This is a genomic window from Nocardioides ungokensis, assembly GCF_013466985.1.
In the GTDB taxonomy this organism is placed as follows: Bacteria; Actinomycetota; Actinomycetes; order Propionibacteriales; family Nocardioidaceae; genus Nocardioides; species Nocardioides ungokensis.
Window position 1 is genome coordinate 3,945,685 of sequence record NZ_CP059164.1, and the last position, 22,001, is coordinate 3,967,685.

A 22,001-nucleotide genomic window follows, 5' to 3' on the forward strand; every position below is an offset into this window, starting at 1 on the left:
GAACAGGCGGCCACGGGCGGGTAGCGTGGAAGGGATGTCCGGATCGCCTTCCCGCCGCGACGGGTACCGCACCCTCGCCGACCAGCTCCGCGGCTGGCCGGACGAGCGACTGTCGCGGCTCCTCGTCGCGCGTCCCGATCTCGCCACTCCAGCCCCTCACGACTTCGGCCAGCTGGCCTCCCGTGCGGCCACCCGTGCCTCGCTGCTGCGCGCCCTCGACCTGCTCACCAGGCTCGAGCTCTGTGTGCTTGATGCCCTCGTCGTCGCCGGCCAAACCACACCGTCCGACCTGGCGCGGATCGTGCACGCCGCCCCGGAGCGGGTCGCCGCCGCACTGGAGCGGCTGCTCGACCTGGCCCTGGTCTGGGAGTCCGACCAGGGGCTGCGCCCCCTCAGCGGCGTGGCCGACGGACTCACCGGGGGCCAGGCCCGCGGCCTCAGCGGCCTGCGTCCGGTCTCGTCCGAGCCTCCACCGCGGGCCCGGGTCGAGGCGCTCCTGGCCGAGCTGTCGGAGCCGGCCCGGGCCCTGCTCGAGCACGTCGCCGACAGCGGCGGCGAGGCGACCACGGGGTCGGCCCGGCACACGGTGCTGCCCCAGGACGCCGAGACGCCGGCCGAGGAGCTGCTCGCCCGCAGGCTGCTGGTGCCCCGCGGCGGCGGCGTGGTCGTGCTGCCCGGCGAGGTGGGGATCGCCCTGCGCGGGGGTCACACCACCCGGGAGCCGGTCGACGACCTTCCGGAGGTCATCACCTCCGACCGCGACCCCGCCCTGGTGGAGCGGGCGGCGGCGGGCACGGCGTTCGAGGCGGTACGCCGGGTGGAGCTGCTGCTCGACCAGTGGGGCAGCCACCCGCCCGGCGCGCTTCGCAGCGGCGGGCTCGGCGTACGCGACCTGAAGGCGGCCGCCGGCACCCTGCACCTCGACGAGCCCACCGCGGCCCTGGTCATCGAGACCGCCCACGCGGCCGAGCTGCTCGCCACCGGCTCCGACGGAGGCGGCAACCCGGTGTGGATCCCCACCGACGCCTTCGACGCCTGGGTCACCCGCTCGATCGCCGAGCGGTGGGTGGCGCTGGTGCGGGCGTGGCTGGACTCGCCGCGGATGCCCGGCCTGGTGGGGTCGAGGGACTCCAACGGCAAGGCCTGGAACGCCCTGGCCCCCGAGCTGGCCGCCGCCACCCAGGTCGAGAGCCGGCGGATGGCGCTGGAGGTGCTCGCCGACCTCCCGGCCGGCCAGGTCCTGGCCTCCGGGACCGGACTGCCCTCGCTCGTGCAGCGGGTCGCGTGGCTGCGGCCCCGGCGACCGCGTACCCGCGCCGACCAGGTGGCGTGGGCGGTCGGCGAGTCCGCGGCGCTCGGCGTGACCGGGCTCGGCGGGCTGCCGTCGTACGCCCGCAGCCTGCTCGTGGGTGACGACGCCGGAGCCGTCGAGCAGCTCGCGGGGCTGCTGCCCGAGCCCGTCGACCACGTCCTCGTCCAGGCCGACCTGACCGCGGTCGCGCCCGGCCCGCTCGAGGCGCCGCTGGCACGCACCCTCCAGCTGCTCGCCGACGTCGAGTCGCGCGGCGGGGCCACGGTCTACCGGTTCACCCCGTCCTCGGTGCGCCGGGCCCTCGACACGGGCTGGTCCGCGGTGGAGATCCACGACTTCCTGGAGTCGGTGTCCCGCACGCCGGTGCCGCAGCCCCTCACCTACCTCGTCGACGACACCGCCCGCACCTTCGGGACCGTGCGCGTGGGCCACGCGGAGGCGTTCCTGCGCGCCGACGACGAGACCGCGCTGACGGAGCTGCTGCACCATCCCCAGGCGGCCTCGCTGGGGCTTCGCCGGATCGCGCCGACGGTGCTCATCTCCGGGACCCCCCTCGACGTCCTCCTCCCCCGGCTGCGCGACCTCGGCGCGGCGCCGGTCATCGAGGCGGCCGACGGCACCGTGCGGGTCGCGCGACCCGACCTGCTGCGCGCCCGCACGCCTCGGGACCGGCGCGGGACCGCGGTGCGGGCCGCCCACCAGAGCGCCCAGGTCGCCCAGGTGGTGAACGCGGTGCGCTCCGGGGACCGGGTCACGGCCGAGCGCCCGGCCGTCCCGGTGGCCACGCTCACCCCGAGCGGGTCGCTGACTGCGCTGCGCGAGGCCGTGGAGGGCGGCAGGACCGTCCTGATCGGGTACGTCGACAACCACGGCAGCAGCTCCGAACGGATCGTGGACCCGCTCAAGGTCGAGGGGGGCTGGCTGACGGCGCACGACCACCGCAGCGACGACGTCCGCACCTTCGCGGTGCACCGGATCACGACGGTCAGCCAGGTCACCGCCGGGCCGTAGCCGTCGCGGAAGCCCTGCGGTGGCGCACCCTCCGTAGACTGGAGGGCGTGGACTTCCTCCGGTACGCCGAGCAGTCGGCGGGTCTCGTCAACACCGAGATCGCCGACGTCGATGCGCTCGTCGCCCATCTCGCGGGGCGCGAGTGGCTGCACGAGCAGTGCACCGACCGCGACTGCATGCTGCTGCGGAAGTTCCGGCGCGAGCTGCGCCCGGTCTTCGAGGCCGGGGAGGCCGGCGACGTCGAGGGCGTGGTGGAGGGGCTCAACGACCTGATGGTCCGCCACCCCATCACCCCGCGGATCGCCCACCACGATCACCACGACCTGCACATGCACGTGGCCACCAAGAGCGCCAGCGTCGCCGAGCTGCTCGTCGGGGAGTCGCTCCTGGGGCTGGCCACGCTGGTCTGCGACCTCGGGCCGACCCGCCTGGGGGTGTGCTCGGCGTCGCCGTGCACCAACGTCTTCGTGGACACCTCCCCCAACCAGTCCCGGCGCTACTGCTCGGACCGGTGCTCGTCGCGCGCCAACGTCGCGGCGTACCGCGCCCGGCAGAAGCTGGTCGCCGGCGCCTGATCGTGCCGCCGAGGGCGGACGTGGCCCGCTCCGTAGACTCGCCGGGTGAACGACGGACCCCTGATCGTCCAGTCCGACAAGACCCTCCTGCTCGAGATCGACCACGAGCGCGCCGCCGACTGCCGCAAGGCGATCGCGCCGTTCGCCGAGCTCGAGCGGTCGCCGGAGCACATCCACACCTACCGGCTCACCCCGCTGGGGCTGTGGAACGCCCGCGCCGCCGGGCACGACGCCGAGCAGGTGGTCGACACGCTGCTGGAGTTCAGCCGGTACGCCGTACCGCACGCGCTCCTCGTCGACGTCGCCGAGACGATGGCACGCTACGGCCGGCTCCGGCTGGAGAAGAACCCGATCCACGGGCTGGTGCTGGTCTCCAACGACCGGCCCGTGCTCGAGGAGGTGCTCCGCGCCAAGAAGATCGCCGGGATGCTCGGCGACCGCATCGACGACGACACCGTCGTGGTGCACGCCTCCGAGCGCGGCAACCTCAAGCAGGCGCTGCTCAAGCTGGGCTGGCCGGCCGAGGACTTCGCGGGCTACGTCGACGGCGAGGCGCACCCGATCGCCCTGGACGAGTCGGAGTGGCACCTGCGCGACTACCAGCGCGATGCGGCCGAGTCGTTCTGGCACGGCGGGTCCGGGGTCGTCGTGCTCCCCTGCGGCGCCGGCAAGACCCTGGTCGGCGCGGCCGCCATGGCCCACGCCCAGGCGACCACCCTGATCCTGGTGACCAACACCGTCTCGGCCCGGCAGTGGAAGGACGAGCTGGTGCGTCGTACCTCCCTGACCGAGGACGAGATCGGGGAGTACTCCGGCGCGGTCAAGGAGGTCCGGCCCGTCACCATCGCGACGTACCAGGTGCTGACGACCCGGCGGAAGGGCGTCTACCCGCACCTCGAGCTGCTCGACGCCCGCGACTGGGGCCTGATCGTCTACGACGAGGTGCACCTGCTGCCGGCCCCGATCTTCCGGATGACTGCCAACCTGCAGGCGCGGCGGCGGATCGGGCTGACCGCGACCCTGGTCCGCGAGGACGGCCGCGAGGGCGACGTCTTCTCGCTGATCGGCCCGAAGCGGTACGACGCGCCCTGGAAGGACATCGAGGCGCAGGGCTGGATCGCGCCGGCCGACTGCGTCGAGGTCAGGGTGACGCTGCCGACCAACGAGCGGCTGGTCTACGCGACCGCGGAGGCCGACGAGCGCTACCGGCTGGCGTCCTGCACCCACCACAAGATCGACGTCGTGCGCGAGCTGGTCGAGGCGCACCGCGACCAGCCGACCCTGGTGATCGGGCAGTACATCGACCAGCTCGACGAGATCGCGGCCGCGCTGGACGCCCCGTGATCAAGGGCGAGACGACGGTCAAGGAGCGGCAGCGGCTCTTCGACGCGTTCCGGTCCGGCGAGGTCGGGCTGCTGGTGGTCTCCAAGGTCGCGAACTTCTCCATCGACCTGCCCTCCGCCGAGGTGGCGATCCAGGTGTCCGGCTCCTTCGGCTCCCGCCAGGAGGAGGCCCAGCGCTCGGTCGTCTGCTCCGGCCGAAGGAGGAGGGCAAGACCGCGCACTTCTACACGATCGTCTCGCGGACACCGTGGGACGCGGAGTTCGCCCAGAACCGGCAGCGCTTCCTCGCCGAGCAGGGCTACGCCTACCGGATCGTGGACGCGGAGGACCTCCCCGCCTGACCCACCCGTCCGCCGAGTCGGCGTTCGTTGACCACCGCGTCCGCCGAGTCGGCGTTCGTTGACCGTGCTGCGCGTCAACCTTCGCCGACTCGACGGGGTGTGGGCTGTCCGCCCATCGGCGCCGAATCGGAGCCTCGGGCAATGCCTCCTAGGCTGGATGACCGTGAAGGTGCTGCTGCTCGAGAACATCCACCCGGTCGCCGTCGAGATCCTCGAGACCCGAGGGTTCGAGGTCGAGCTCCGGGCCGGCTCGCTGAGCGAGGACGAGCTCGTCGCCGCCCTGGACGGGGTCCACCTGCTCGGGATCCGCTCCAACACGACGATCACCCCGCGCGTGCTCGAGCACGCCCAGGACTGCTCGCGATCGGCTGCTTCTGCATCGGCACCAACCAGGTCGACCTCGAGGCGGCGGCCGCGCGCGGTGTCGCGGTCTTCAACGCGCCGTACTCCAACACCCGCAGCGTCGTGGAGCTGGTGATCGCCGAGATCGTCGTGCTGGCCGCCGGCTGGCCGAGAAGACCCAGCGCATGCACGACGGCGTGTGGGACAAGTCGGCCAAGGGCAGCCACGAGGTGCGCGGCCGCACGCTGGGCATCGTGGGCTACGGCAACATCGGCACGCAGCTGTCCAACCTCGCCGAGGCCATGGGCCTGCGGGTGATCTTCTTCGACACGCCGACCGGCTCGCCCACGGCAACGCCCGCCGGGTGAGCACGCTGGACGAGCTGCTCGCCGAGGCCGACGTGGTGAGCACCACGTCGACGGGCGGCCGGGCAACGCGGGCATGTTCGGCGCCGCGGAGTTCGCGAAGATGAAGCCGCGCTCGCTGTTCATCAACGCCTCGCGCGGCATGGTGGTCGACGACCAGGCCCTGCGCGAGCACAATCCTCTCGGCCACATCGCCGGCGCGGCGCTGGACGTCTTCCCGGTGGAGCCGAAGAAGCAGGGCGACGAGTTCATGTCGGTCCTGCGTGGCCTCGACAACGTCATCCTCACCCGCACGTGGGCGGCTCGACCCAGGAGGCCCAGGAGGAGATCGGCTACTTCGTGGCCGGCAAGCTCGCCGGCTTCGCGCTCCAGGGCATGACCGCGCTCTCGGTCAACCTCCCGGCCGTGCAGGCTCCCGAGCTCGAGCCCGGCACCTTCCGGGTCGGCTACCTGCACATCAACGTCCCCGGGGTGCTGGCCGGCGTCAACCAGGTGCTGGCCGAGCAGGGTGACAACGTGGTGGGGCAGTACCTCTCCACCCGCGGAGAGCAGGGCTACGTCGTCACCGACGCCGTGGACCCGGTCTCGCCCGAGTCGCTGAAGGCGCTCGTGGAGAACCCGCACACGATCTGGCTGCGCACCTGGCAGGCGTGAGACGCTGCCCTACCAGCGGACCGGCACCGGCAGTGGCCGGTGCGCCACCGGTCGTCCGGCAGCCCGCGGGGCCGGTGCCGGGAGCCCGGGACACCGCTTGTCCGCGTGGTGGCCGGCCCTGCGCTTCGGGAGCGAGCCGTCCCGGAGCAGTGCCGCGACCGCGTTGTCGGTGCAGGCGATCCCCGACAGGGACACGGCGTGCGAGGTGCCACCCACGCCCTCCACGAGGGCCGAGGTGGGGAAGATGCTGCGGACGGTGAGCGCCCCCGGGAACGGCGTGGCCGGGTCGTAGGTCTCGTTGGTGAGCAGGATCGGCGCCTTCACGCCTCTCCCGGTGACGTCGAACCTGGGCCCGGACGCCGCCGGCCAGGTGCGGCACGGCGCGTTGTACCAGGCGTTGGCCCACGTGTAGAACGGCGCCTGGTGGTGGACGCGCCAGTTGTCCTGCCGCCAGGTCGCCCAGTCCTGCGGCCACGGCGCGTCGGTGCACTCGGTCGCGACGTACACGGCGTAGCCGTTGTCGGCTCCCGGCCCGGCCGGGTTCAGGGCCCGGTAGAGCCGGGCGATCCCACCCGGCCTGTTGTGGTTGGCCAGGGCCGACCAGGCCGGGGCCACCAGCGTGTAGTACGGGCGGTAGTAGGAGGCCAGGAGAAGGGCGTCGGCGAGCTCGTCGGGCCCCACCTTGCCGCCGGCGGCGTGCCGCTCGAGCCGGTGGCGCAGCCGGTCGTACCCGCGCTGGACCGCCTTCCGGCCGTGTCCGAGGTGGTAGATGCCGGGGTACTTCCCGACCCAGGCGAAGAACTTGTCGTTGGTGACCTGGAACGCGCGGTCCTGGTCGAGGTTGGACCTGTAGAAGACCCGGGTCGGGTCGAGCACGCCGTCGAGCACCATGGCCTTGACGCGGTTGGGGTAGAGGTTCGCGTAGACTTGGGCGAGGTAGGTGCCGTAGGAGAAACCGTAGAAGGTCCACTTGTTCGCGCCGACCGTCCGGCGCAGGATGTCGAAGTCCCGGGCGTTGTCGGTGGTGCGGAGGTGGGGCAGCAGCTCGCTGGCCGCCGCGCTGCCGCAGTCAGCGGCGTAATTTTCCGTCGTCCGGCGCCAGTAGCTCGAGATCGACCGGTTGTGCGGCACGTAGCTGGGCCGGTCCCAGCCGAAGTAGCCGCCGTCGCAGCTCAGGGCCGGCCGGCTGGCGCCAACGCCGCGCGGGTCGAGGCCGTACCAGTCGTAGGTCTGCGCCACGTGGCCCGGCACGGACTGGCCCAGCGTGGCCAGCGAGGTGCCCGACGCGCCCGGACCACCGGGGTTCGTGACGACGATGCCGCGGTAAGGCCCGCGGGTGTGGCGCACGCGGGACACCGCGAGGCGGATCGTCGGGCTCGCGGGGTCGGCGTGGTCCAGCGGGACGACGAGCATGCCGCACTGCGCGTGTGCATGGCGGAGGTCGCGGTCCGTGCACTTGTGCCAGGAGATGGCGCGAGGCGTGAACTGGGCGGCGGCGGGTGCCCGCTCGGTCGCCTGGGCCGATGTCGTCGCCGGCACGCCGGCGACCATCGCGGTGGAGACGAGGCCGGCTACCGCCGCCAGCACGGTCCTGGTTCGCATGTCAGATCCCCCGATCTTCGTGAGCCCGGTCAGGCTTCCATCGGTGGCGCTGCGACGGTGGCCGAGTCACCGCGTGTAGCCAGAACTGGGTACGCCGAGGCCCGACCGGCGCAGACGTAGGCTGCTCGGCGTAACGCGCGCGTCAAGGAACGCCGACTCGGCGTACCCGGCGCGTCAAGGAACGCCGACTCGGCGGGCTTGGGCGGGCGGTGCACCATGGCGGGGTGACTCCTCCCGGATCGTCCGCCGTGCTGGCCGCGCGCCGAAGGATCGGCCAGGCGCTCTTCCTGCGCGTCGCCGGCCCCGACGGTGCCAGGCACCGCGACCGCATCCACGGCCGGCCCGGGCCGCGCTGGTTCGAGCCCGGCAGCCCGATCACCCGGGTGCACGGTGACGCCTCGATGTTCGTGGGCGGCATCCGAGCGCTGCTCCTGCAGACCCTGCACCCCGCGGCCATGCGCGCGGTCTCGGAGCACTCCGGCTTCCGCGGCGACATGTGGGGCCGGCTGGCCCGGACCAGCCGCTTCCTCGCGGTCACGACCTTCGGGCACGCCGAGGACGCCCAGCAGGCCGTCGACGTGGTCCGCGCCATCCACGACCGGGTCACGGGGACGCTGGACGACGGCACGCCGTACGCCGCCTCCGACCCCCACCTCCTGCTCTGGGTGCACGTCGCCGAGGTCGACAGCTTCCTGCTCGCCCACACGGTCTACGGCAAGGAGCCGCTGGACCAGGCCGGGCGCGACACCTATGTCGCCCAGACCGCCGAGGTCGCGCGCCGGCTGGGGGTCGTCGACCCGCCGACCACCGAGGCCGAGCTGCGGGCCGCGCTCGCGGCGTACCGCCCCGAGCTGCGCGGCACCGAGGACGCCCGCGAGGCGGTCTCCTACCTGCTGTTCCGGCCGCCGCTGCCCCTGGCCGCCCGGGCGCCGTACGGCGTGCTCGTCGCGGCCGCAATCGGTCTGATGCCGCGCTGGACGAGGCGACCCCTGCGACTTCCGTGGCTGCCGGTCTCGGAGCGGACCGTGGTGCGGGCGCTCGGCGCTGCCGCGACCGGGGCGATCCGCTGGGCGATGAGCCCGCCGAGCAGCCAGGCCGAGCGGGCCGGCTGACCGCGCGAACTCGGGTGGCCGGCCGGCACCACGAGTGTTAGCGTCACGCTCCCCCCTCGACCGACCGCGACCGCGGAGGTGCCGCCGTGCCCCCAGCTCCCGAGAGCAGCGCTTCTGGTGACCTCCCGGATCCCGAGCTCGCCGCCGAGCAGGAGCACCTGGCCGAGTCGCGGCGCCAGCTGGCCCGGATGCGCGAGCGCACCGCCGCCATGGATGCGGCCGCGGCGGGCGACTGGGTGAGCCGTGAGGTCCTCGAGTCCACCTTCGCGCTGCGGATGAAGCAGCTCGCCGACGACCCCACGGTGCCGCTGTTCTTCGGGCGGCTCGACCACGACACCGAGACCTTCCACATCGGCCGGCGGCACATCTCCGACCCCACGGGCGAGCCGATGGTCATCGACTGGCGGGCGCCGGTGAGCCTGCCGTTCTACCGGGCCAGCCGCGTCGAGCCGATGGGGGTGGCCAGACGGCGCAGGTACGGCTTCCAGCACGGCCGGCTGACCGCCTTCGAGGACGAACAGCTGATCGGCGGCCACGACAGCGAGGAGCACTCCGCGATCCTCGAGGCCGAGATCGAGCGCCCCCGCGTCGGGCCGATGCGCGACATCGTGGCGACCATCCAGCCCGAGCAGGACGTCATCGTCCGTTCCGACCTGTCCCGGACGGTCTGCGTGCAGGGCGCCCCGGGCACCGGCAAGACGGCGGTCGGCCTGCACCGCGCGGCGTACCTCCTCTACGCGCACCGCGAGCAGCTGACCCGCCAGGGCGTCCTGGTCGTCGGGCCGAACGCCAGCTTCCTGCGCTACATCCGCGACGTGCTGCCCGCACTCGGCGAGATCGACGCGACCCAGTCGACGATCGAGGAGCTGGTCGCGCGGACGCTGCGCGAGCAGGACCCCCGCTGGGAGGTCCGCGGCGAGGACACCGCCGCGGTGGCGACCCTCAAGGGGGACGCCCGGATGGCCGAGGTGCTGCGGCGGGCCCTGTGGGCGCACGTGCAGGCACCGGACGAGGGCCTGGTCGTGCCGCGGGGCGCGCGACGGTGGCGGGTCGCGGCCTACGAGGCCGAGGAGCTGGTGGCGTCGCTGCGCCAGCGCGGGGTGAGGTACGGCGCGGCGCGGGCCATGGTGCCGCAGTCGCTGGCCCACCGGATCCTGGTGAAGATGGAGCTCGCCGGCGACTCCCCCGACGACCGGGTGCAGAACGCGGTGGCCCGCAGCAAGCCGGTCAAGGACTACGCGAAGACGCTCTGGCCCGCCGTGGAGCCGGCCCGTCTGGTGTGGCGGCTGCTGTCGGACCCGGACTTCCTCGCGGCGGCGGCCGAGGGTGTCCTCGACGCCGACGAGCAGGCGCTGCTGCTGTGGTCGCGGCCGCCACGGAGCCCGGGGTCCACACGCTGGTCGCTGGCCGATGCCGTGCTCGTCGACGAGGCCGCGGACCTGGTCGAGCGGACGCCGTCGCTGGCGCACATCGTCGCCGACGAGGCCCAGGACCTCTCCCCGATGATGCTCCGGGCCCTGGCCCGGCGCTCCTCGACCGGCTCGCTGACCGTGCTCGGCGACCTGGCGCAGGCGACCACCCCCTGGGCGACCCGGTCCTGGGCCGAGGCCCTGGGCCACCTCGGGAAGCCGGACGCGCACGTCGAGCAGCTCACCCGCGGCTTCCGGGTGCCGGGCGAGGTGATCGAGTACGCCGCCCGGCTGCTCCCCCACATCGCCCCGGACCTCGAGCCGCCGACGTCGGTGCGACGGTCGCGGGGCGAGCTGGCAGTGGTGCCGTGGGTCGCCGCCGGCGACGGATCGACCCGAGAGCTGGTCGACGCGGTCCGCGCCGCGGTCGCCCGCGAGGGCTCGGTCGGCCTGATCGCCCCGGATGCCGTGCTGGACGAGGTCGGGGGGGCGCTGCGCGACGCCGGGATCGGCTTCGCGGTGCTCGGGGACGAGCCGGCCGACGCGCAGGAGACCGAGTTCGACGCCCACCTCGACCTGGTCCCCGCCGGCCTGGCCAAGGGCCTCGAGTTCGACCACGTGGTGCTCCTCGAGCCCGCTGGGATCGTCGCCGGCGAGCCGGACCGGGTGACGGGGCTGCGGCGGCTCTACGTCTGCCTCACCCGCGCGGTGACCTCCCTCGTCGTGCTCCACTCGGAGCCGTTGCCGTCCGAGCTGGGTGTGGTTCGGGCACACTGACGGGCATGGGAGACCTCGCCGACTGCTGGCCGCTGGCGGCCGGGACCGAGGTGCGCGACCTGCTGCTGGAGGCCTACGCCGACCCGGCGCGCGGCTACCACGACCTGCGCCACCTCGAGGAGGTCTGCGACCGCGTCGAGGAGCTGCTCAGGGGCGGCAGCACCGGCGACCGGGAGGTGGTGCTGCTGGCGGCCTGGTTCCACGACGCGGTCTACGACGGCGGGGCCGATGCCGAGGAGCGCTCGGCGGCGTGGGCCGAGGACGAGCTGCCGGCCCTGGTCACCGATCCCGGGGCCGTGGCGGAGGTGGGCCGGCTGGTGCGACTGACGGAGACCCACCGGCCCGCCGACGACGACCCCAACGGCTGCCTGCTCTCCGACGCCGACCTGGGGATCCTCGCGGCCCCCCGCAACCGTTACGACGAGTACGCCGCGGACGTGCGGCGCGAGTACGCCCATGTGCCGGACGCCGACTTCCGCGCCGGTCGGGCCGCGATCCTGCGCGACCTGCTGGCCAAGCCGCACCTGTTCCACACGGCGTACGCGCGCGGGCGGTGGGAGGCTGCGGCCCGGGCCAACGTCGAGCGCGAGCTGGCCGAGCTCGTCGACGGGTCCCGCACCCCACCACCCCAGCGGTGAGCCAGTCACCGTCCCGGCCGATGAAACGGTGGCTCAGCCACCGCCCGGCCGCTTGCGCCGACGCAGGCCGGCGGCGTGGAGCCGGCGCACCAGCTCGCGCGAGGTGACCGGCTCGGCCCCGGCGGCCACGACCTGGTCGTACCACTCCGACGGGACGTCGTAGTGGTCCCGGTCGAAGCCGCGCTCGGGGATGCCCACGGTCCGCGCGAACGCGTGCAGCTCGTCGTAGGAGCTGTCGCTGGCCAGTGGGACCACAGCCGGCCGTGGCCGGCGGCGTTGGGCGGGTCGATGAGGACCCCCATCAGGCGGAGCTTGCCCTATCGGAGGCAGAGGCGGAGACAGTGGCGCGCTCGACGGCGCTGTCGAGCAGCAGCCGCCAGGAGCGGACGTGGCCGGCGTCGACGTAGGACTTGTACGACGCCCCCGGGCGCACCTGCCGGCCGAGGTGGAACCTCGAGACACCGGCCCGGGCGAACCACGGGACGTGCTCGGCCAGCAGCCCGCCGCCGGGCATCAGCAGCCGGGCCACCGCCGGGTCCGAGGACGCGGTCGCCAGCAGGTCGTCGTACCCGACCGCGAGCCCCTGCGGCGAGCCGGCGGAGCGCACCGCGACCAGCCCCGGCAGCCCGACCAGCCGACGCCAGGAGCGGCGCGGGTCGAGCGTGGCGTCGACGGCCCGGTGGAAGGTCCACGGGACCCCGGGCAGGCTGGACGCGAGGTGGGTGCAGACCTCCGTGTCGATCTCGAGGTCGGCGTCGAGGAACCCGAAGGACACCCCCGCCGCGCCGCAGCCGAGGTAGTCCTCGGCGAGGCCGACCAGGCGGGTCAGCTCGCCGCCGGTGGTGGTCCAGGAGTCGTTGAGGCGCAGCAGCACGAAGACCGGCAGCTCGGTCTCGCGGCACACCGACGACACCACGCCCGGCTCCGGTGAGAGCGCGGCCTCGGCGCCGGGCGCCACCAGGTGGAGCCGGTCGGCACCACCCTCCTGCGCACCGGTGATGTCGCGCGGGTGCAGCACGGTCACTTCGAGCAGCGGCTCGCTCATGGTCCGACTGTAGGCCGGGGCGCACCCGATCCCGCGGTCCCCACGCAGCCGCTCCCGCATCCCTTGCTCCGGGGGCATGATGGGGGTCGTGGACAACGCCCTGCTGTTCGACGCCCGGGCCCGGGTCCTCGCCGACCTGCAGGCCCGCGACCACGCGACCGCGACCGCCGTGTCGGCCCTCGAGGAGGCGGTGTCGCAGAGACGGTGGTGGGCCGAGCAGTGGCCCGAGGGCGAGGTGTACGTCGCCGGGCTGGTCGCCCAGGACGTGCAGGACGCTCTCTTCGAATCGGTCGGTCGCTGGCCGGTCTGCCGGTCCTGCGGCGACGCGCCCGTCCATGCGCTCTACATCCAGCCCGACCTCGGCGGCCCCGACCCGGTCTGGGTGTGCGAGGAGTCGGGCCGGGCGGTCGCCGAGCTGGGTCAGCTCGGCGAGGTCCGTCTCTAGCGGCTCAGCTCTCCTGGCCGAGCTGGACCCACATCGTGAAGCGGTCGGCCCGGTAGACCGAGCGCGACACCTCCACGACCTTGTCCTCGGCGAGCCCGCGGCGGGAGTGGCGCAGCACCGGGGCGCCGGGGGCGCACTCGAGCAGCTCCGCCTCCTCCTCCGAAGCGACGTCCGCGGTGATGGAGTCCTCCGCCCAGGTCGGCCGCAGCCCGCGGGAGTCGAGGGCGTCGTACAGGCTGGTCGGCATCCCGGCCTGCAGGAAGCCGGGGATCAGGATCTCGTTGAGGTAGGCGTCCTCGAGGCACATCGGCACGCCGTCGGCGCGGCGCAGCCGGCGCCAGTGGATGACCGAGTCACCCTCGGTGAGGCTCAGTGCGCGCGCCACGCCCGGGCCGGCCTGCTCGCGGCGGGCGAGCAGGGTCTGCGACTCGGGAAGCAGGCCGCGGCGGTTCATCTCCTCGGTGAAGGACGCCAGCCGGGTGGCCGCACGGCGCGGCCGCGCGACGAAGGTTCCCCGGCCGGGGATGCGCTCGAGCAGTCCCTCGACCACCAGGGCGTCCATCGCCTGGCGCACCGTCATCCGGGCCACCCCGAAGCGGTGCACCAGCTCGCGCTCCGAGGGCGCGGGAGACCCGGGTGCCGCCCCTGCGACGAGGGACCGGACATACTCGCGCACCTGCACGTGCTTCAGTGCGCGCCCCTCGGTCACCACCATCTCCTCCACGGACGAACCATAAGGCGGCGAACGCGCCCCCGTCCCGCGTTCGTCGCAGACGGATCTCTTCGCTTGTACCTCATTCCGTCGCTATCGCACGCAGCACGTCAAGCCGCGCGGCGCGCCGCGCGGGGAAGACGGCCGCCAGGACCCCGATCACGAGGGCCAGGACCAGGAAGAGCGTCAGCTGCCCGTAGGGGATGCTGATCGCCTCCAGCCCCTGGTCCTTGAGCGCGTACATCAGCGCCACCCCGAACCCGATGCCGAGCACCACCCCGAGCACCGCCCCCAGCACCGAGATCACCACCGACTCCAGCGTGATCATCCAGCGAAGCTGCCGTCGGCTGACCCCGATCGCGCGCAGCAGCCCGACCTCGCGGGTGCGTTCGATGACCGACAGCGCGAGGGTGTTGACGATGCCGAGCACCGCGATGACCAGTGCCAGGCCGAGCAGGGCGTAGATCATCTGCACGAGCTGGTCGATCGGGCCGCGCTGCTCGGCGGCGAAGCCGGCCTCGTCCTTGACGGTCACGATCGGCAGCTGTGCGACGACCTTGTCCAGCCGGGCCTGCACCCCGGTGGCGCCCGGGGCGGTGAAGATGATCAGCGCGTTGTCCTCGCGCGGGATCCCGGCGCGCGCCAGGGTGTCGAGCGTGGTCAGCACCGGGAAGAACACCACCGGGTTGTCGTCGAAGATGCCGGCCACCCGCCACGTCTTGACCCCGGTCGGCATCCGGACGGTCACGGTGTCGCCGACCGAGAGCCCGCGGTCGCTCGCCCACGACTTCTGCAGGAAGACCGTCCCGTCGGCGAGCGCGGAGCGCGTCCCCGCAGTCATGGAGAGGTCCAGGGCCGCGGTGTCCGCCGGGTCGGTGGCGGCGACGCCCTGGTCCTTGCCGTCGAGGGTGCCGAACCCGTAGCGCTCGCGGACGACGTTGCTGACCCCGGGCACCCGCTCCATGCGGTCCCCGATCCCGGTGGGGAACGCGCCGCCGAACACGTTGCTCACGATGTAGTCGCCGACGAAGTTCTCCGACACCGACTTGTCCACGGAGGCCTTGGCGGAGTCGCCGACGATCGCCATCGTGCAGGCCAGGGTCAGGCCGATCATCAGCGCGGAGGCGGTGGCCGTCGTACGACGCGGGTTGCGCAGGGAGTTCTGGCCGGCGAGCAGACCGACGCTGCCGAAGGCACCGGCGTACGTCGACCGGGCAGCCAGCAGGAACGGCCGGCTGATCACCGGGCTCGCCGAGGAGACGCCGAGCAGCACCGCGAGCACCCCGCCCCCGACGAACCAGCCGCCGTGCGGCACGCCAGTGAAGAGCCCGAGGGCCAGCGCGACCGCGCCCGCGGCGATGAGCGCGACACCGAGCATCAGCCGACGGCGCAGGGAGCTCTCCGGCAGGGCGATGTCGTCGCGGAGCGCCTGGATGGGTGCGATCCGCCCGGTGCGGCGCGCAGGCAGCCACGCCGCGGCCATCGTCACCACGACACCCACGACGTACGCCGCGAGCACGGTCCGGGGGCGGAAGATCAGCGGCTGCCCGGACAGGTCGAGCCCGAAGCGCGCGAACAGTGCCCGGATGCCCATGGCCAGCACGAAGCCGAGGGCCAGGCCGGCCGTCGACCCGAGCACGCCGAGCAAGAAGGCCTCGAGCAGCACCGACGCCGAGACCTGCCGCTTCGAGGCGCCGAGCGCGCGCAGCAGTGCCAGCTCGCGGCTGCGCTGCGCGACCAGGATCGAGAAGGTGTTGACGATCAGGAAGGCGCCCACGACCAGCGCGATGCCCGCGAAGATGAGCAGGAACGTGGTGATGAACGAGACCGCCTTCAGCAGGTCGGAGGCCGACTGGTCCGCCGCCTTGTCGCCGGTGACCGCGCGGTAGCCCGCCGGCAGCGCCGCGGCCACCCGGTCCCGGAGCTGCGCCTGGGAGACCCCGGCGTCCGCGGTCACCCACACGTCGTTGTAGACGTCGCGCCCCTTGAGGAAGAGCTGCTGGGCGGTCGGGGTGTCGAAGAGCGCCAGCGTGGCGCCGTTGAGCGAGCCGCCCTCGGGGAAGCCGGCGATGCCCACCAGCTCGGGGGTCAGCATCAGGCGGCTGGTGGTGATCAGGCGGATCCGGTCGCCGAGCGCGTAGCCGCCGCGGTCGGCGGTCTTCTCGTCGAGCACCACCTGGTCCCGGCCGTGCGGCGCGTGCCCGCTCAGGATCGCCAGCCCTTCGAGCCCGTGCCCGGCCGGCGCCCCGGTCCAGTTGCCTCCCAGTGCCGGGGGCCCGAATCCGCCGATCACCTTGCCGTCCTTGCCGACCACGAAGGCGCCGACGGCGCTCACGTTGCCGTCGACCCGGGCCGCGCCGGGCACGCTGCGGAGCTGGTCGACGACCGACGCCGGGACGGTCTTCGTCGACGGCGTGCCGTTGACGGTCGTGCCGCCGACGGGGCGTACGACGACGTCCCCGACCGTGGAGGCGAAGAGCGCGGTGAAGCTGCGGTTGAGGGTGTCGGAGAAGACCAGCGAGCCGACCACGAAGGCGACGCCCAGCACGATCGCGAAGGTGCTCATGATCAGGCGCACCTTGCGCCCGAGCAGGCTCTTGAGGGCGGCGCGGATCATCTCAGGCGCCCGGCCCGGCGGCCGACATGCGCGCCATGATCTCGAGCACCTGGTCCCGGTCGGGCTCGCGCACCTCGTCGACGACCCGACCGTCGGCCAGGAAGACGACGCGGTCGGTCCAGGCGGCCGCGACCGGGTCGTGGGTGACCATCACGATCGTCTGGCCGACGTCGTCGACGCTCTTCCGCAGCAGCTGCAGCACCTCCGCCCCGGAGCGGGAGTCGAGGTTGCCGGTGGGCTCGTCGGCGAACACGATCCGGGGCTTGCTGACGAGCGCCCGGGCGACGGCGACGCGCTGCTGCTGGCCGCCGGAGAGCTCGCTGGGCTTGTGCTTCAGCCGGTCGCCGAGCCGCACCGTGGCGACCACGCTCTCGAACCAGCCGGGCTCGGGCTTGCGGCCGGCGATCGCCAGGGGCAGCAGGATGTTCTCCTCCGCGCTCAGCGTCGGCACCAGGTTGAACGACTGGAACACGAAGCCGACCTGGTCGCGGCGCAGCCGGGTCAGCGCCTTGTCCTTGAGGCGGGTCAGCTCCTGGTCGCCGATCCAGACCTCACCGGAGTCGGCCCGGTCGAGGGCGGCGCAGCAGTGCATCAGCGTCGACTTGCCCGAACCGCTCGGCCCCATCACGGCGGTGAACTCCCCCGCAGTCAGGTCCAGGGTGACGTCGTCGAGGGCGGTGACCAGGGCGGCCCCCTCGCCGTACGTCTTGGTCAGGTTGCGCACGCGGGCGGCCGGGAGCGAGGTGAGCTCGCCGTCGGCCGGGGCGGTCTGCGTCATGGGACCCACCTTGTCCCCATCGCGGGGCGTCCACCACGGGTTTGTGGCCCTTGTGTCTCCGGGACGCCCCCGGTAGATCCCCGGTAGCCTGCGGCCGTGGGAGACCGGACGACCAGGCATCGGGACGGATCACTGGTGGCGGCCGTCGCCTGCTGCTTCCTGCTGGGCGCGGCCTGCCTCGCCGTCGCGGTGTGGGGCACTGTCCACCAGGGTGGGTTCTTCTCCCCATCAGGAGCGTGCCGCCCGAGGCGGGTTTCGTCGCCGGGCCGATCTTCATCGGTCTCGCCGTCGCCGAGGCGGTCCATCGCCTGCGCAGCGGACCGCAGCCGGGCGGCCGGCACGCTCGAGCGTCCGCCACGGACTGACGACCGTTCGACCTGCTCGGCGGCCGTTGCACGTCACGAAATCCCCCGGCACATCGAACACCTGTTCGACGTCTGGAGGTAGCATCGGCAGCATGGACTGTCATGTCGCAGGACATCGGTGACGGTTCTGTGTCAGGACATCGGTGACACAACGGGTGTGCTTGGTGGTGACACTTCTGGCTGTGTTGGGCGGTGCCGACCGCTAATGAGCCCGTTGATCCTCGTGTCCGTCTCGCGATCGTCCAGTGGCCCGATGACGCGCCACGCGGCGCGGTGACCACCTTCTGTGCTGGGCACGAGATCTCCCGCAAGACCTTCTACGCGATCCGCGCCAGGACCCGCACCGACGGTGCTGCGGCGGCCCTTGAGCCCCGCAGCCGACGTCCGCGGAGCAGCCCGACCAAGATCACCGATGAGGTCAAGGAACAAGCCCTCACCGTTCGTGCCGCCCTGGAGTCCTCCGGGCTGGACCACGGGCCGATCAGCGTGCACGACAAGATGCGGGCGATGGGGCTGGACCCGGTGCCGTCGGTCGCGTCGTTGGCCCGGATCTTCCGGGAGGCAGGCGTCGCCCGGCTTGAGCCGAAGAAGAGGCCCCGCTCGGCATGGCGACGGTTCGTCTATCCGGCGCCGAACGCATGCTGGCAGCTGGACGCCACCGAGTACGTGCTGACCGGCGGACGTAAGTGCGTGATCCTCCAGCTCATCGACGACCACTCCCGCTACGCGGTCGCCTCTCACGTCGCGTGGGGCGAGACATCCGAAGCGGCGATCGCGGTCTTCGACAAGGCCGTGGCCGCCCATGGCGTACCGCAACGGCTGTTGTCCGACAACGGGATCGCGCTCAACCCCTCACGACGCGGGCTCCTGGGCCAGCTCGTCGTGCACGTGATGGGACTGGGCGTGGAACCGATCACCGGCAAGCCCTACAAGCCGACCACCCAGGGCAAGAACGAACGCTTCCACCAAACGCTCTTCCGCTACCTCGACAAGCAGCCACTCGCCGACAGCCTGGCCGAACTGCAGGCCCAGGTCGACGCGTTCGACCACATCTACAACACCGAACGCCCCCACCAGGGGCTGCCCGGCCGGATCACACCCCGCATGGCCTGGGAGGCCACCGCGGTGGCCGAGGCTCCTCGCCCCACCCGTGAGCTCTTCATCCGGCCCGCCGTCGTCCGACCGGCGCCCCCACCAGTGCCCACCGACCTGCCCGACGACACCATCGTGAAGAGACTGACCAGCGCCGGCATGTTCCTGCTGGACAAGGTCCAGTACAAGGTCGACGGCCACCGCGGCTTCGAGCAGGTCCTCATCATCACCGACGGCGAGAAGATCACCGTCGCCGACCTACACGGCGAGATCCTCATCGAGCACACCCGGCCCGCACCCGGAGTGACCTACGTCGGCAACAACAAACCCCGCGGCCGACGCCCCACCACCGCCGAAGCGTCACCGAAGTCCTGACACATCAACTGTCACCGATGTCCTGATGCAGAACTGTCACCGATGTCCTGAGACATCACAATCGGCAGCATGGACTTCCAGGGAACCCTCTTCGAGGCGCCCACGTCGGGGGTGCGGACCTTCGACGGGCTGCAGCGCCGCACGCTCAGCCGCGGCGCCTGGGTGGACGTGCAGCGGACGTGGGTGCCGGACGCCGACGACGTCTTCGCCGCGCTCGTGGCCGACGTGCCGTGGCGCGCCGAGCGCCGGCAGATGTACGACCGGGTGGTCGACGTCCCTCGCCTCGTGCACACGTACGGCGTCGGCGACGCGCTGCCGCACCCGATCCTGACGGAGGCCCGGGAGGCCCTCTCGACCCACTACCGCCCCGAGCTCGGAGAGCCGTTCGTGACCGCCGGCTGCTGCTACTACCGCGACGGGCGTGACAGCGTCGCCTGGCACGGCGACACCATCGGGCGGGGGCGCAGCCAGGACACGATGGTCGCGATCGTCTCGGTCGGCGACCCGCGGCGGCTGGTCCTGCGACCGCGCGGTGGCGGCGAGTCGATCTCGATCGAGATGGGCCACGGGGACCTGGTCGTGATGGGCGGGTCCTGCCAGCGGACCTGGGAGCACGCGGTGCCCAAGGTCGCCCACGCAGGGCCGCGGATCTCGGTGCAGTTCCGCCCGCTGAACGTCTTCTGACCTCAGGCGCCCGGAAGCCGGGCCACACAGGCGGCCAGGGCGGCGATGTCGGCCGGCCCGGTGCCGCAGCACCCGCCGACCAGGCGCGCCCCCGCGGACACCCAGGTCTCGACGAGGCCGAGGTCCAGCGGGTCGCCGTAGGCCCACTGCTTGGTGTCACTGTCCCAGCTGCCGCCGCGGTTGGGGTACGCCACGGCCGGGAGGCCGGTCGCGGCCACCGCCGCGCGCACCGCCCCCAGCACGTCGGCCTGCTCGGAGCAGTTGACGCCTGCGGCGACGACCGACCGGCTGCCCGCGAGGACGGCGTACGCCTCCGGGAGCGGCTGGCCGGCGTTGGTGGTGGTGCCGCGCACCGAGTAGCTGAACCAGGCGGGTAGGCCGAGGTCCTCCAGCAGCGGGACCAGCACCTCGGCCTCGTCGGAGTCGGGGATGGTCTCCACGGCGAACAGGTCCGGGCCGGCCTCGGCGAGCAGCTCCAGGCGCGGGGCGTGGAACTCCCGCAGCCGCGCCGCGGGTACGCCGTACCGCCCGCGGTACTCCGACCCGTCCGCCAGGAACGCGCCGTAGGGCCCGACGGAGGCAGCCACCAGCAGGCCCGGCTGCGAGTCGACCAGCTCGTCGCGGACCTCCCGTGCGAGCGTCACGCTCGACGTGATCAGCCGCCGCGCCGTGGCCGCCTCGTAGCCCGCGGCCACCAGGCCCTCGACGCTGGCCTGGTAGCTCGCGGTGGTCACGACCCGGGCGCCGGCCCGGAAGTACGCGCGGTGCGCCTGTGCGAGCAGCTCGGGCTCCTCGCCCAGCAGCCGCGCCGTCCACAGGGCACCGCCGAGGTCCACGCCCTGCTGCTCCAGCGCCGTCGAGAGCCCGCCGTCGAGCACGACGGGTCCGGCGATGGCATCGATGTCGAGCACGGTCCCATCCTCTCCCAGGCCGGGCACGCTGTTGCGGGCGAGCACGCTTTCCGGCAGGAGCGGCGGGGCCGCTCGCCGTACCGTCCGATAACCGCGTGCCGACCGTCGGTGCTCGCTGCGACACTTCTCCGCGATGAGCACCACGACCGCGCCCCGTCCCAGCCTCGCCTCGTTCTGGCACGACCTGCCCCGTGAGGCGAAGCTGTTGCTCTCGGTGGTGGTCTTCGAGTTCCTCGGCACCGGCCTGGTGCTGCCCTTCCACGTGGTCTACCTCCACGAGGTCCGCGGGTTCGCCCTCAGCGACGTCGGGCTGCTCCTCGGGCTGCCGCCCCTGGTGGGCTTCCTCGTCGTCGGGCCGGCCGGCACCCTGATCGACCGCCTCGGTGCGCGGGTCATCCTGGTCTGGACCTTCCTCCTCCTGATCGCGGGCGACGTGGTCCTCGCGTTCGCGACGACTCCGTGGGCAGCGGCGCTCGCGCTCACCCTGTCGGGGGTCGCGTTCGGCGTCTCGTGGCCCGCCTCGCAGAGCCTCATCGCCGCGGCGGTGCCGGCCGGCCTGCGCCAGCGCTACTTCGGGGTGAACTTCACGCTGCTCAACCTCGGCATCGGGCTCGGCGGCATCCTCGGCGGCGCCTTCCTCGACGTCGGCCGCCCCGGCACCTTCCAGGCGATCTACCTGCTCGACGCCGCGAGCTACCTGCCGGGCTTCTTCCTGCTCGCGGTCGTGCTGCGCCACGTCGCCGGGCGGCCCGTCCACGACGACACGCACGACGACGCGCGGATCAGCTACCTCGAGGTGCTGCGCCGACCGGCGGTCGCGTCGCTGATGCTGCTCGGCTTCGCCTCGTCCTTCGTCGGCTACTCCCAGCTGAACGCCGGCATGCCCGCCTTCGCCCGCGCCGTGGGCGAGGTCTCGACCCAGGGCCTCGGCTTCGCCTTCGCGGCCAACACCGTGGTCATCGTGCTGCTCCAGCTGGTGGTGCTGCAGCGCATCGAGGGCCGGCGACGGACCCGCGTCATTGCCGTGATGGGTGTCCTCTGGGCGCTGTCCTGGGTGCTCCTCGGCGGCTCGGGCCTGGTCCCCGGCACGCTCGGCGCCACCATGCTGGTCGCCTCCTGCGCGTCGGTCTTCGCCCTCGGCGAGACGCTGCTGCAGCCGACGATCCCGGCGCTGGTCAACGACCTGGCGCCCGACCACCTGCGCGGCCGCTACAACGCGCTCAGCTCGGCGGCGTTCCAGCTGGCCGCCATCATCGCGCCGCCTATCTCGGGCGCGCTGGTGGGCCACCACCTCGGCGGCGTCTACATCGGCTCCCTGGTGGTCGGGTCGCTGCTGGTGGGCGTGCTGGCCGTCGTACGCCTCGAACCCCAGCTCCCGCCGGAGGTCAACGGCGTGCGTGCCGACACGGCCACCCAGGAGACCGTGCCGGCCTGACGGCTCGTGCGGCCGAGCGTGCGCCCTGGCGCACCCTCAGCCGCACGAGACGGGGGATGCG

18 protein-coding genes and 3 pseudogenes are annotated in these 22,001 nt (G+C 73.0%); 14 read left to right on the forward strand and 7 right to left on the reverse strand.

Annotated features, from left to right (window positions below; all coding sequences use genetic code 11):
- Positions 1–34 precede the first annotated feature (34 nt).
- The 7 genes and pseudogenes from H0S67_RS19520 to H0S67_RS28465 all read left to right on the forward strand — a co-directional run bounded on the left by H0S67_RS19520 (position 35) and on the right by H0S67_RS28465 (position 5,943).
- Positions 35–2,323: a helicase-associated domain-containing protein gene (locus H0S67_RS19520; RefSeq protein WP_180934391.1), complete on the forward strand. Its 2,289-nt coding sequence runs from the start codon at positions 35–37 to the stop codon at positions 2,321–2,323.
- Positions 2,324–2,370: 47 nt separating this feature from the next.
- Positions 2,371–2,898, forward strand: coding sequence for a CGNR zinc finger domain-containing protein (locus tag H0S67_RS19525; RefSeq protein WP_180934392.1), 528 nt, complete (start codon positions 2,371–2,373; stop codon positions 2,896–2,898).
- 45 nt (positions 2,899–2,943) lie between these two features.
- Positions 2,944–4,582, forward strand: a pseudogene (locus H0S67_RS19530) (DNA repair helicase XPB).
- A 157-nt stretch (positions 4,583–4,739) separates the two neighbouring features.
- Positions 4,740–5,122, forward strand: a pseudogene (locus H0S67_RS28450) (phosphoglycerate dehydrogenase); the annotation flags it as partial.
- Positions 5,110–5,292, forward strand: coding sequence for an NAD(P)-dependent oxidoreductase (locus H0S67_RS28455; RefSeq protein ID WP_425489834.1), 183 nt, complete (start codon positions 5,110–5,112; stop codon positions 5,290–5,292). The pseudogene H0S67_RS28450 and the gene H0S67_RS28455, both read left to right, overlap by 13 nt.
- Positions 5,293–5,365: 73 nt before the next feature.
- Entirely contained in the window at positions 5,366–5,668 is a 303-nt protein-coding gene (locus H0S67_RS28460) for an NAD(P)-dependent oxidoreductase (protein ID WP_425489835.1), read from the forward strand.
- Positions 5,584–5,943 (forward strand): Rossmann-fold NAD(P)-binding domain-containing protein, encoded by a 360-nt coding sequence (locus H0S67_RS28465; RefSeq protein WP_246355449.1) that lies wholly within the window; start codon positions 5,584–5,586, stop codon positions 5,941–5,943. The genes H0S67_RS28460 and H0S67_RS28465 overlap by 85 nt, the downstream gene beginning before the upstream one ends.
- Positions 5,944–5,952: 9 nt before the next feature.
- Here the strand turns inward: H0S67_RS28465 and H0S67_RS19540 are convergent, their stop codons facing one another.
- Positions 5,953–7,545: an alpha/beta fold hydrolase gene (locus H0S67_RS19540; RefSeq protein WP_180934393.1), complete on the reverse strand. Its 1,593-nt coding sequence runs from the start codon at positions 7,543–7,545 to the stop codon at positions 5,953–5,955.
- A gap of 224 nt (positions 7,546–7,769) precedes the next feature.
- Here H0S67_RS19540 and H0S67_RS19545 point away from each other — a divergent pair, with 224 nt between their 5' ends.
- From H0S67_RS19545 to H0S67_RS19555, 3 genes are all read left to right on the forward strand, one after another.
- Entirely contained in the window at positions 7,770–8,657 is an 888-nt protein-coding gene (locus H0S67_RS19545; protein ID WP_246354894.1) for an oxygenase MpaB family protein, read from the forward strand.
- A gap of 188 nt (positions 8,658–8,845) precedes the next feature.
- Positions 8,846–10,843 (forward strand): HelD family protein, encoded by a 1,998-nt coding sequence (locus H0S67_RS19550; RefSeq protein ID WP_180937016.1) that lies wholly within the window; start codon positions 8,846–8,848, stop codon positions 10,841–10,843.
- 5 nt (positions 10,844–10,848) lie between these two features.
- Entirely contained in the window at positions 10,849–11,481 is a 633-nt protein-coding gene (locus tag H0S67_RS19555) for an HD domain-containing protein (RefSeq protein WP_180934394.1), read from the forward strand.
- Between the two features lie 33 nt (positions 11,482–11,514).
- On the opposite strand, the gene H0S67_RS19560 is transcribed toward H0S67_RS19555, so the two are convergent.
- On the reverse strand, positions 11,515–11,736 hold the full coding sequence (locus tag H0S67_RS19560) for a DUF4031 domain-containing protein (protein ID WP_246354896.1): 222 nt from the start codon (positions 11,734–11,736) through the stop codon (positions 11,515–11,517).
- Between the two features lie 46 nt (positions 11,737–11,782).
- Positions 11,783–12,526 (reverse strand): copper homeostasis protein CutC, encoded by a 744-nt coding sequence (locus tag H0S67_RS19565; protein ID WP_180934395.1) that lies wholly within the window; start codon positions 12,524–12,526, stop codon positions 11,783–11,785.
- A 79-nt stretch (positions 12,527–12,605) separates the two neighbouring features.
- Between H0S67_RS19565 and H0S67_RS19570 the strand changes: the two genes are divergently transcribed.
- Entirely contained in the window at positions 12,606–12,971 is a 366-nt protein-coding gene (locus H0S67_RS19570) for a hypothetical protein (protein ID WP_246355412.1), read from the forward strand.
- 4 nt (positions 12,972–12,975) lie between these two features.
- Here the strand turns inward: H0S67_RS19570 and H0S67_RS19575 are convergent, their stop codons facing one another.
- The 3 genes from H0S67_RS19575 to H0S67_RS19585 form a co-directional block, all read right to left on the reverse strand.
- The gene (locus tag H0S67_RS19575; protein ID WP_180937017.1) at positions 12,976–13,686 is read right to left on the reverse strand and encodes a GntR family transcriptional regulator; all 711 of its coding nucleotides are present in this window, start codon (positions 13,684–13,686) and stop codon (positions 12,976–12,978) included.
- Between the two features lie 79 nt (positions 13,687–13,765).
- Complete coding sequence (locus H0S67_RS19580; protein WP_180934397.1) at positions 13,766–16,300, reverse strand: ABC transporter permease; 2,535 nt, start codon at positions 16,298–16,300, stop codon at positions 13,766–13,768.
- A gap of 1 nt (position 16,301) precedes the next feature.
- Entirely contained in the window at positions 16,302–17,078 is a 777-nt protein-coding gene (locus H0S67_RS19585; protein WP_180934398.1) for an ABC transporter ATP-binding protein, read from the reverse strand.
- A 557-nt stretch (positions 17,079–17,635) separates the two neighbouring features.
- Between H0S67_RS19585 and H0S67_RS19590 the strand changes: the two are divergent.
- Positions 17,636–18,577 (forward strand): annotated as a pseudogene (locus tag H0S67_RS19590) (integrase core domain-containing protein); the annotation flags it as partial.
- Positions 18,578–18,979: 402 nt separating this feature from the next.
- The gene (locus H0S67_RS19595) at positions 18,980–19,594 is read left to right on the forward strand and encodes an alpha-ketoglutarate-dependent dioxygenase AlkB (protein ID WP_180934400.1); all 615 of its coding nucleotides are present in this window, start codon (positions 18,980–18,982) and stop codon (positions 19,592–19,594) included.
- Between the two features lie 2 nt (positions 19,595–19,596).
- Here the strand turns inward: H0S67_RS19595 and mmuM are convergent, their stop codons facing one another.
- The gene (gene mmuM, locus H0S67_RS19600; protein WP_246354897.1) at positions 19,597–20,505 is read right to left on the reverse strand and encodes a homocysteine S-methyltransferase; all 909 of its coding nucleotides are present in this window, start codon (positions 20,503–20,505) and stop codon (positions 19,597–19,599) included.
- A 133-nt stretch (positions 20,506–20,638) separates the two neighbouring features.
- Between mmuM and H0S67_RS19605 the strand changes: the two genes are divergently transcribed.
- Entirely contained in the window at positions 20,639–21,940 is a 1,302-nt protein-coding gene (locus H0S67_RS19605; protein ID WP_180934401.1) for an MFS transporter, read from the forward strand.
- Positions 21,941–22,001 lie beyond the last annotated feature (61 nt).

Coding starts and splice junctions, on each gene's coding strand:
- H0S67_RS19555 (WP_180934394.1), top strand. CDS start 10,849: ATGGGAGACCTCGCCGACTGCTGGCCGCTGGCGGCCGGGACCGAGGTG.
- H0S67_RS19540 (WP_180934393.1), bottom strand. CDS start 7,545: ATGCGAACCAGGACCGTGCTGGCGGCGGTAGCCGGCCTCGTCTCCACC.
- H0S67_RS28460 (WP_425489835.1), top strand. CDS start 5,366: ATGTTCGGCGCCGCGGAGTTCGCGAAGATGAAGCCGCGCTCGCTGTTC.
- H0S67_RS19520 (WP_180934391.1), top strand. CDS start 35: ATGTCCGGATCGCCTTCCCGCCGCGACGGGTACCGCACCCTCGCCGAC.
- H0S67_RS19595 (WP_180934400.1), top strand. CDS start 18,980: ATGGACTTCCAGGGAACCCTCTTCGAGGCGCCCACGTCGGGGGTGCGG.
- H0S67_RS19575 (WP_180937017.1), bottom strand. CDS start 13,686: ATGGTGGTGACCGAGGGGCGCGCACTGAAGCACGTGCAGGTGCGCGAG.
- H0S67_RS19565 (WP_180934395.1), bottom strand. CDS start 12,526: ATGAGCGAGCCGCTGCTCGAAGTGACCGTGCTGCACCCGCGCGACATC.
- H0S67_RS19570 (WP_246355412.1), top strand. CDS start 12,606: ATGGGGGTCGTGGACAACGCCCTGCTGTTCGACGCCCGGGCCCGGGTC.
- H0S67_RS19605 (WP_180934401.1), top strand. CDS start 20,639: ATGAGCACCACGACCGCGCCCCGTCCCAGCCTCGCCTCGTTCTGGCAC.
- H0S67_RS19550 (WP_180937016.1), top strand. CDS start 8,846: ATGCGCGAGCGCACCGCCGCCATGGATGCGGCCGCGGCGGGCGACTGG.
- H0S67_RS19585 (WP_180934398.1), bottom strand. CDS start 17,078: ATGACGCAGACCGCCCCGGCCGACGGCGAGCTCACCTCGCTCCCGGCC.
- H0S67_RS19580 (WP_180934397.1), bottom strand. CDS start 16,300: ATGATCCGCGCCGCCCTCAAGAGCCTGCTCGGGCGCAAGGTGCGCCTG.
- H0S67_RS28455 (WP_425489834.1), top strand. CDS start 5,110: ATGCACGACGGCGTGTGGGACAAGTCGGCCAAGGGCAGCCACGAGGTG.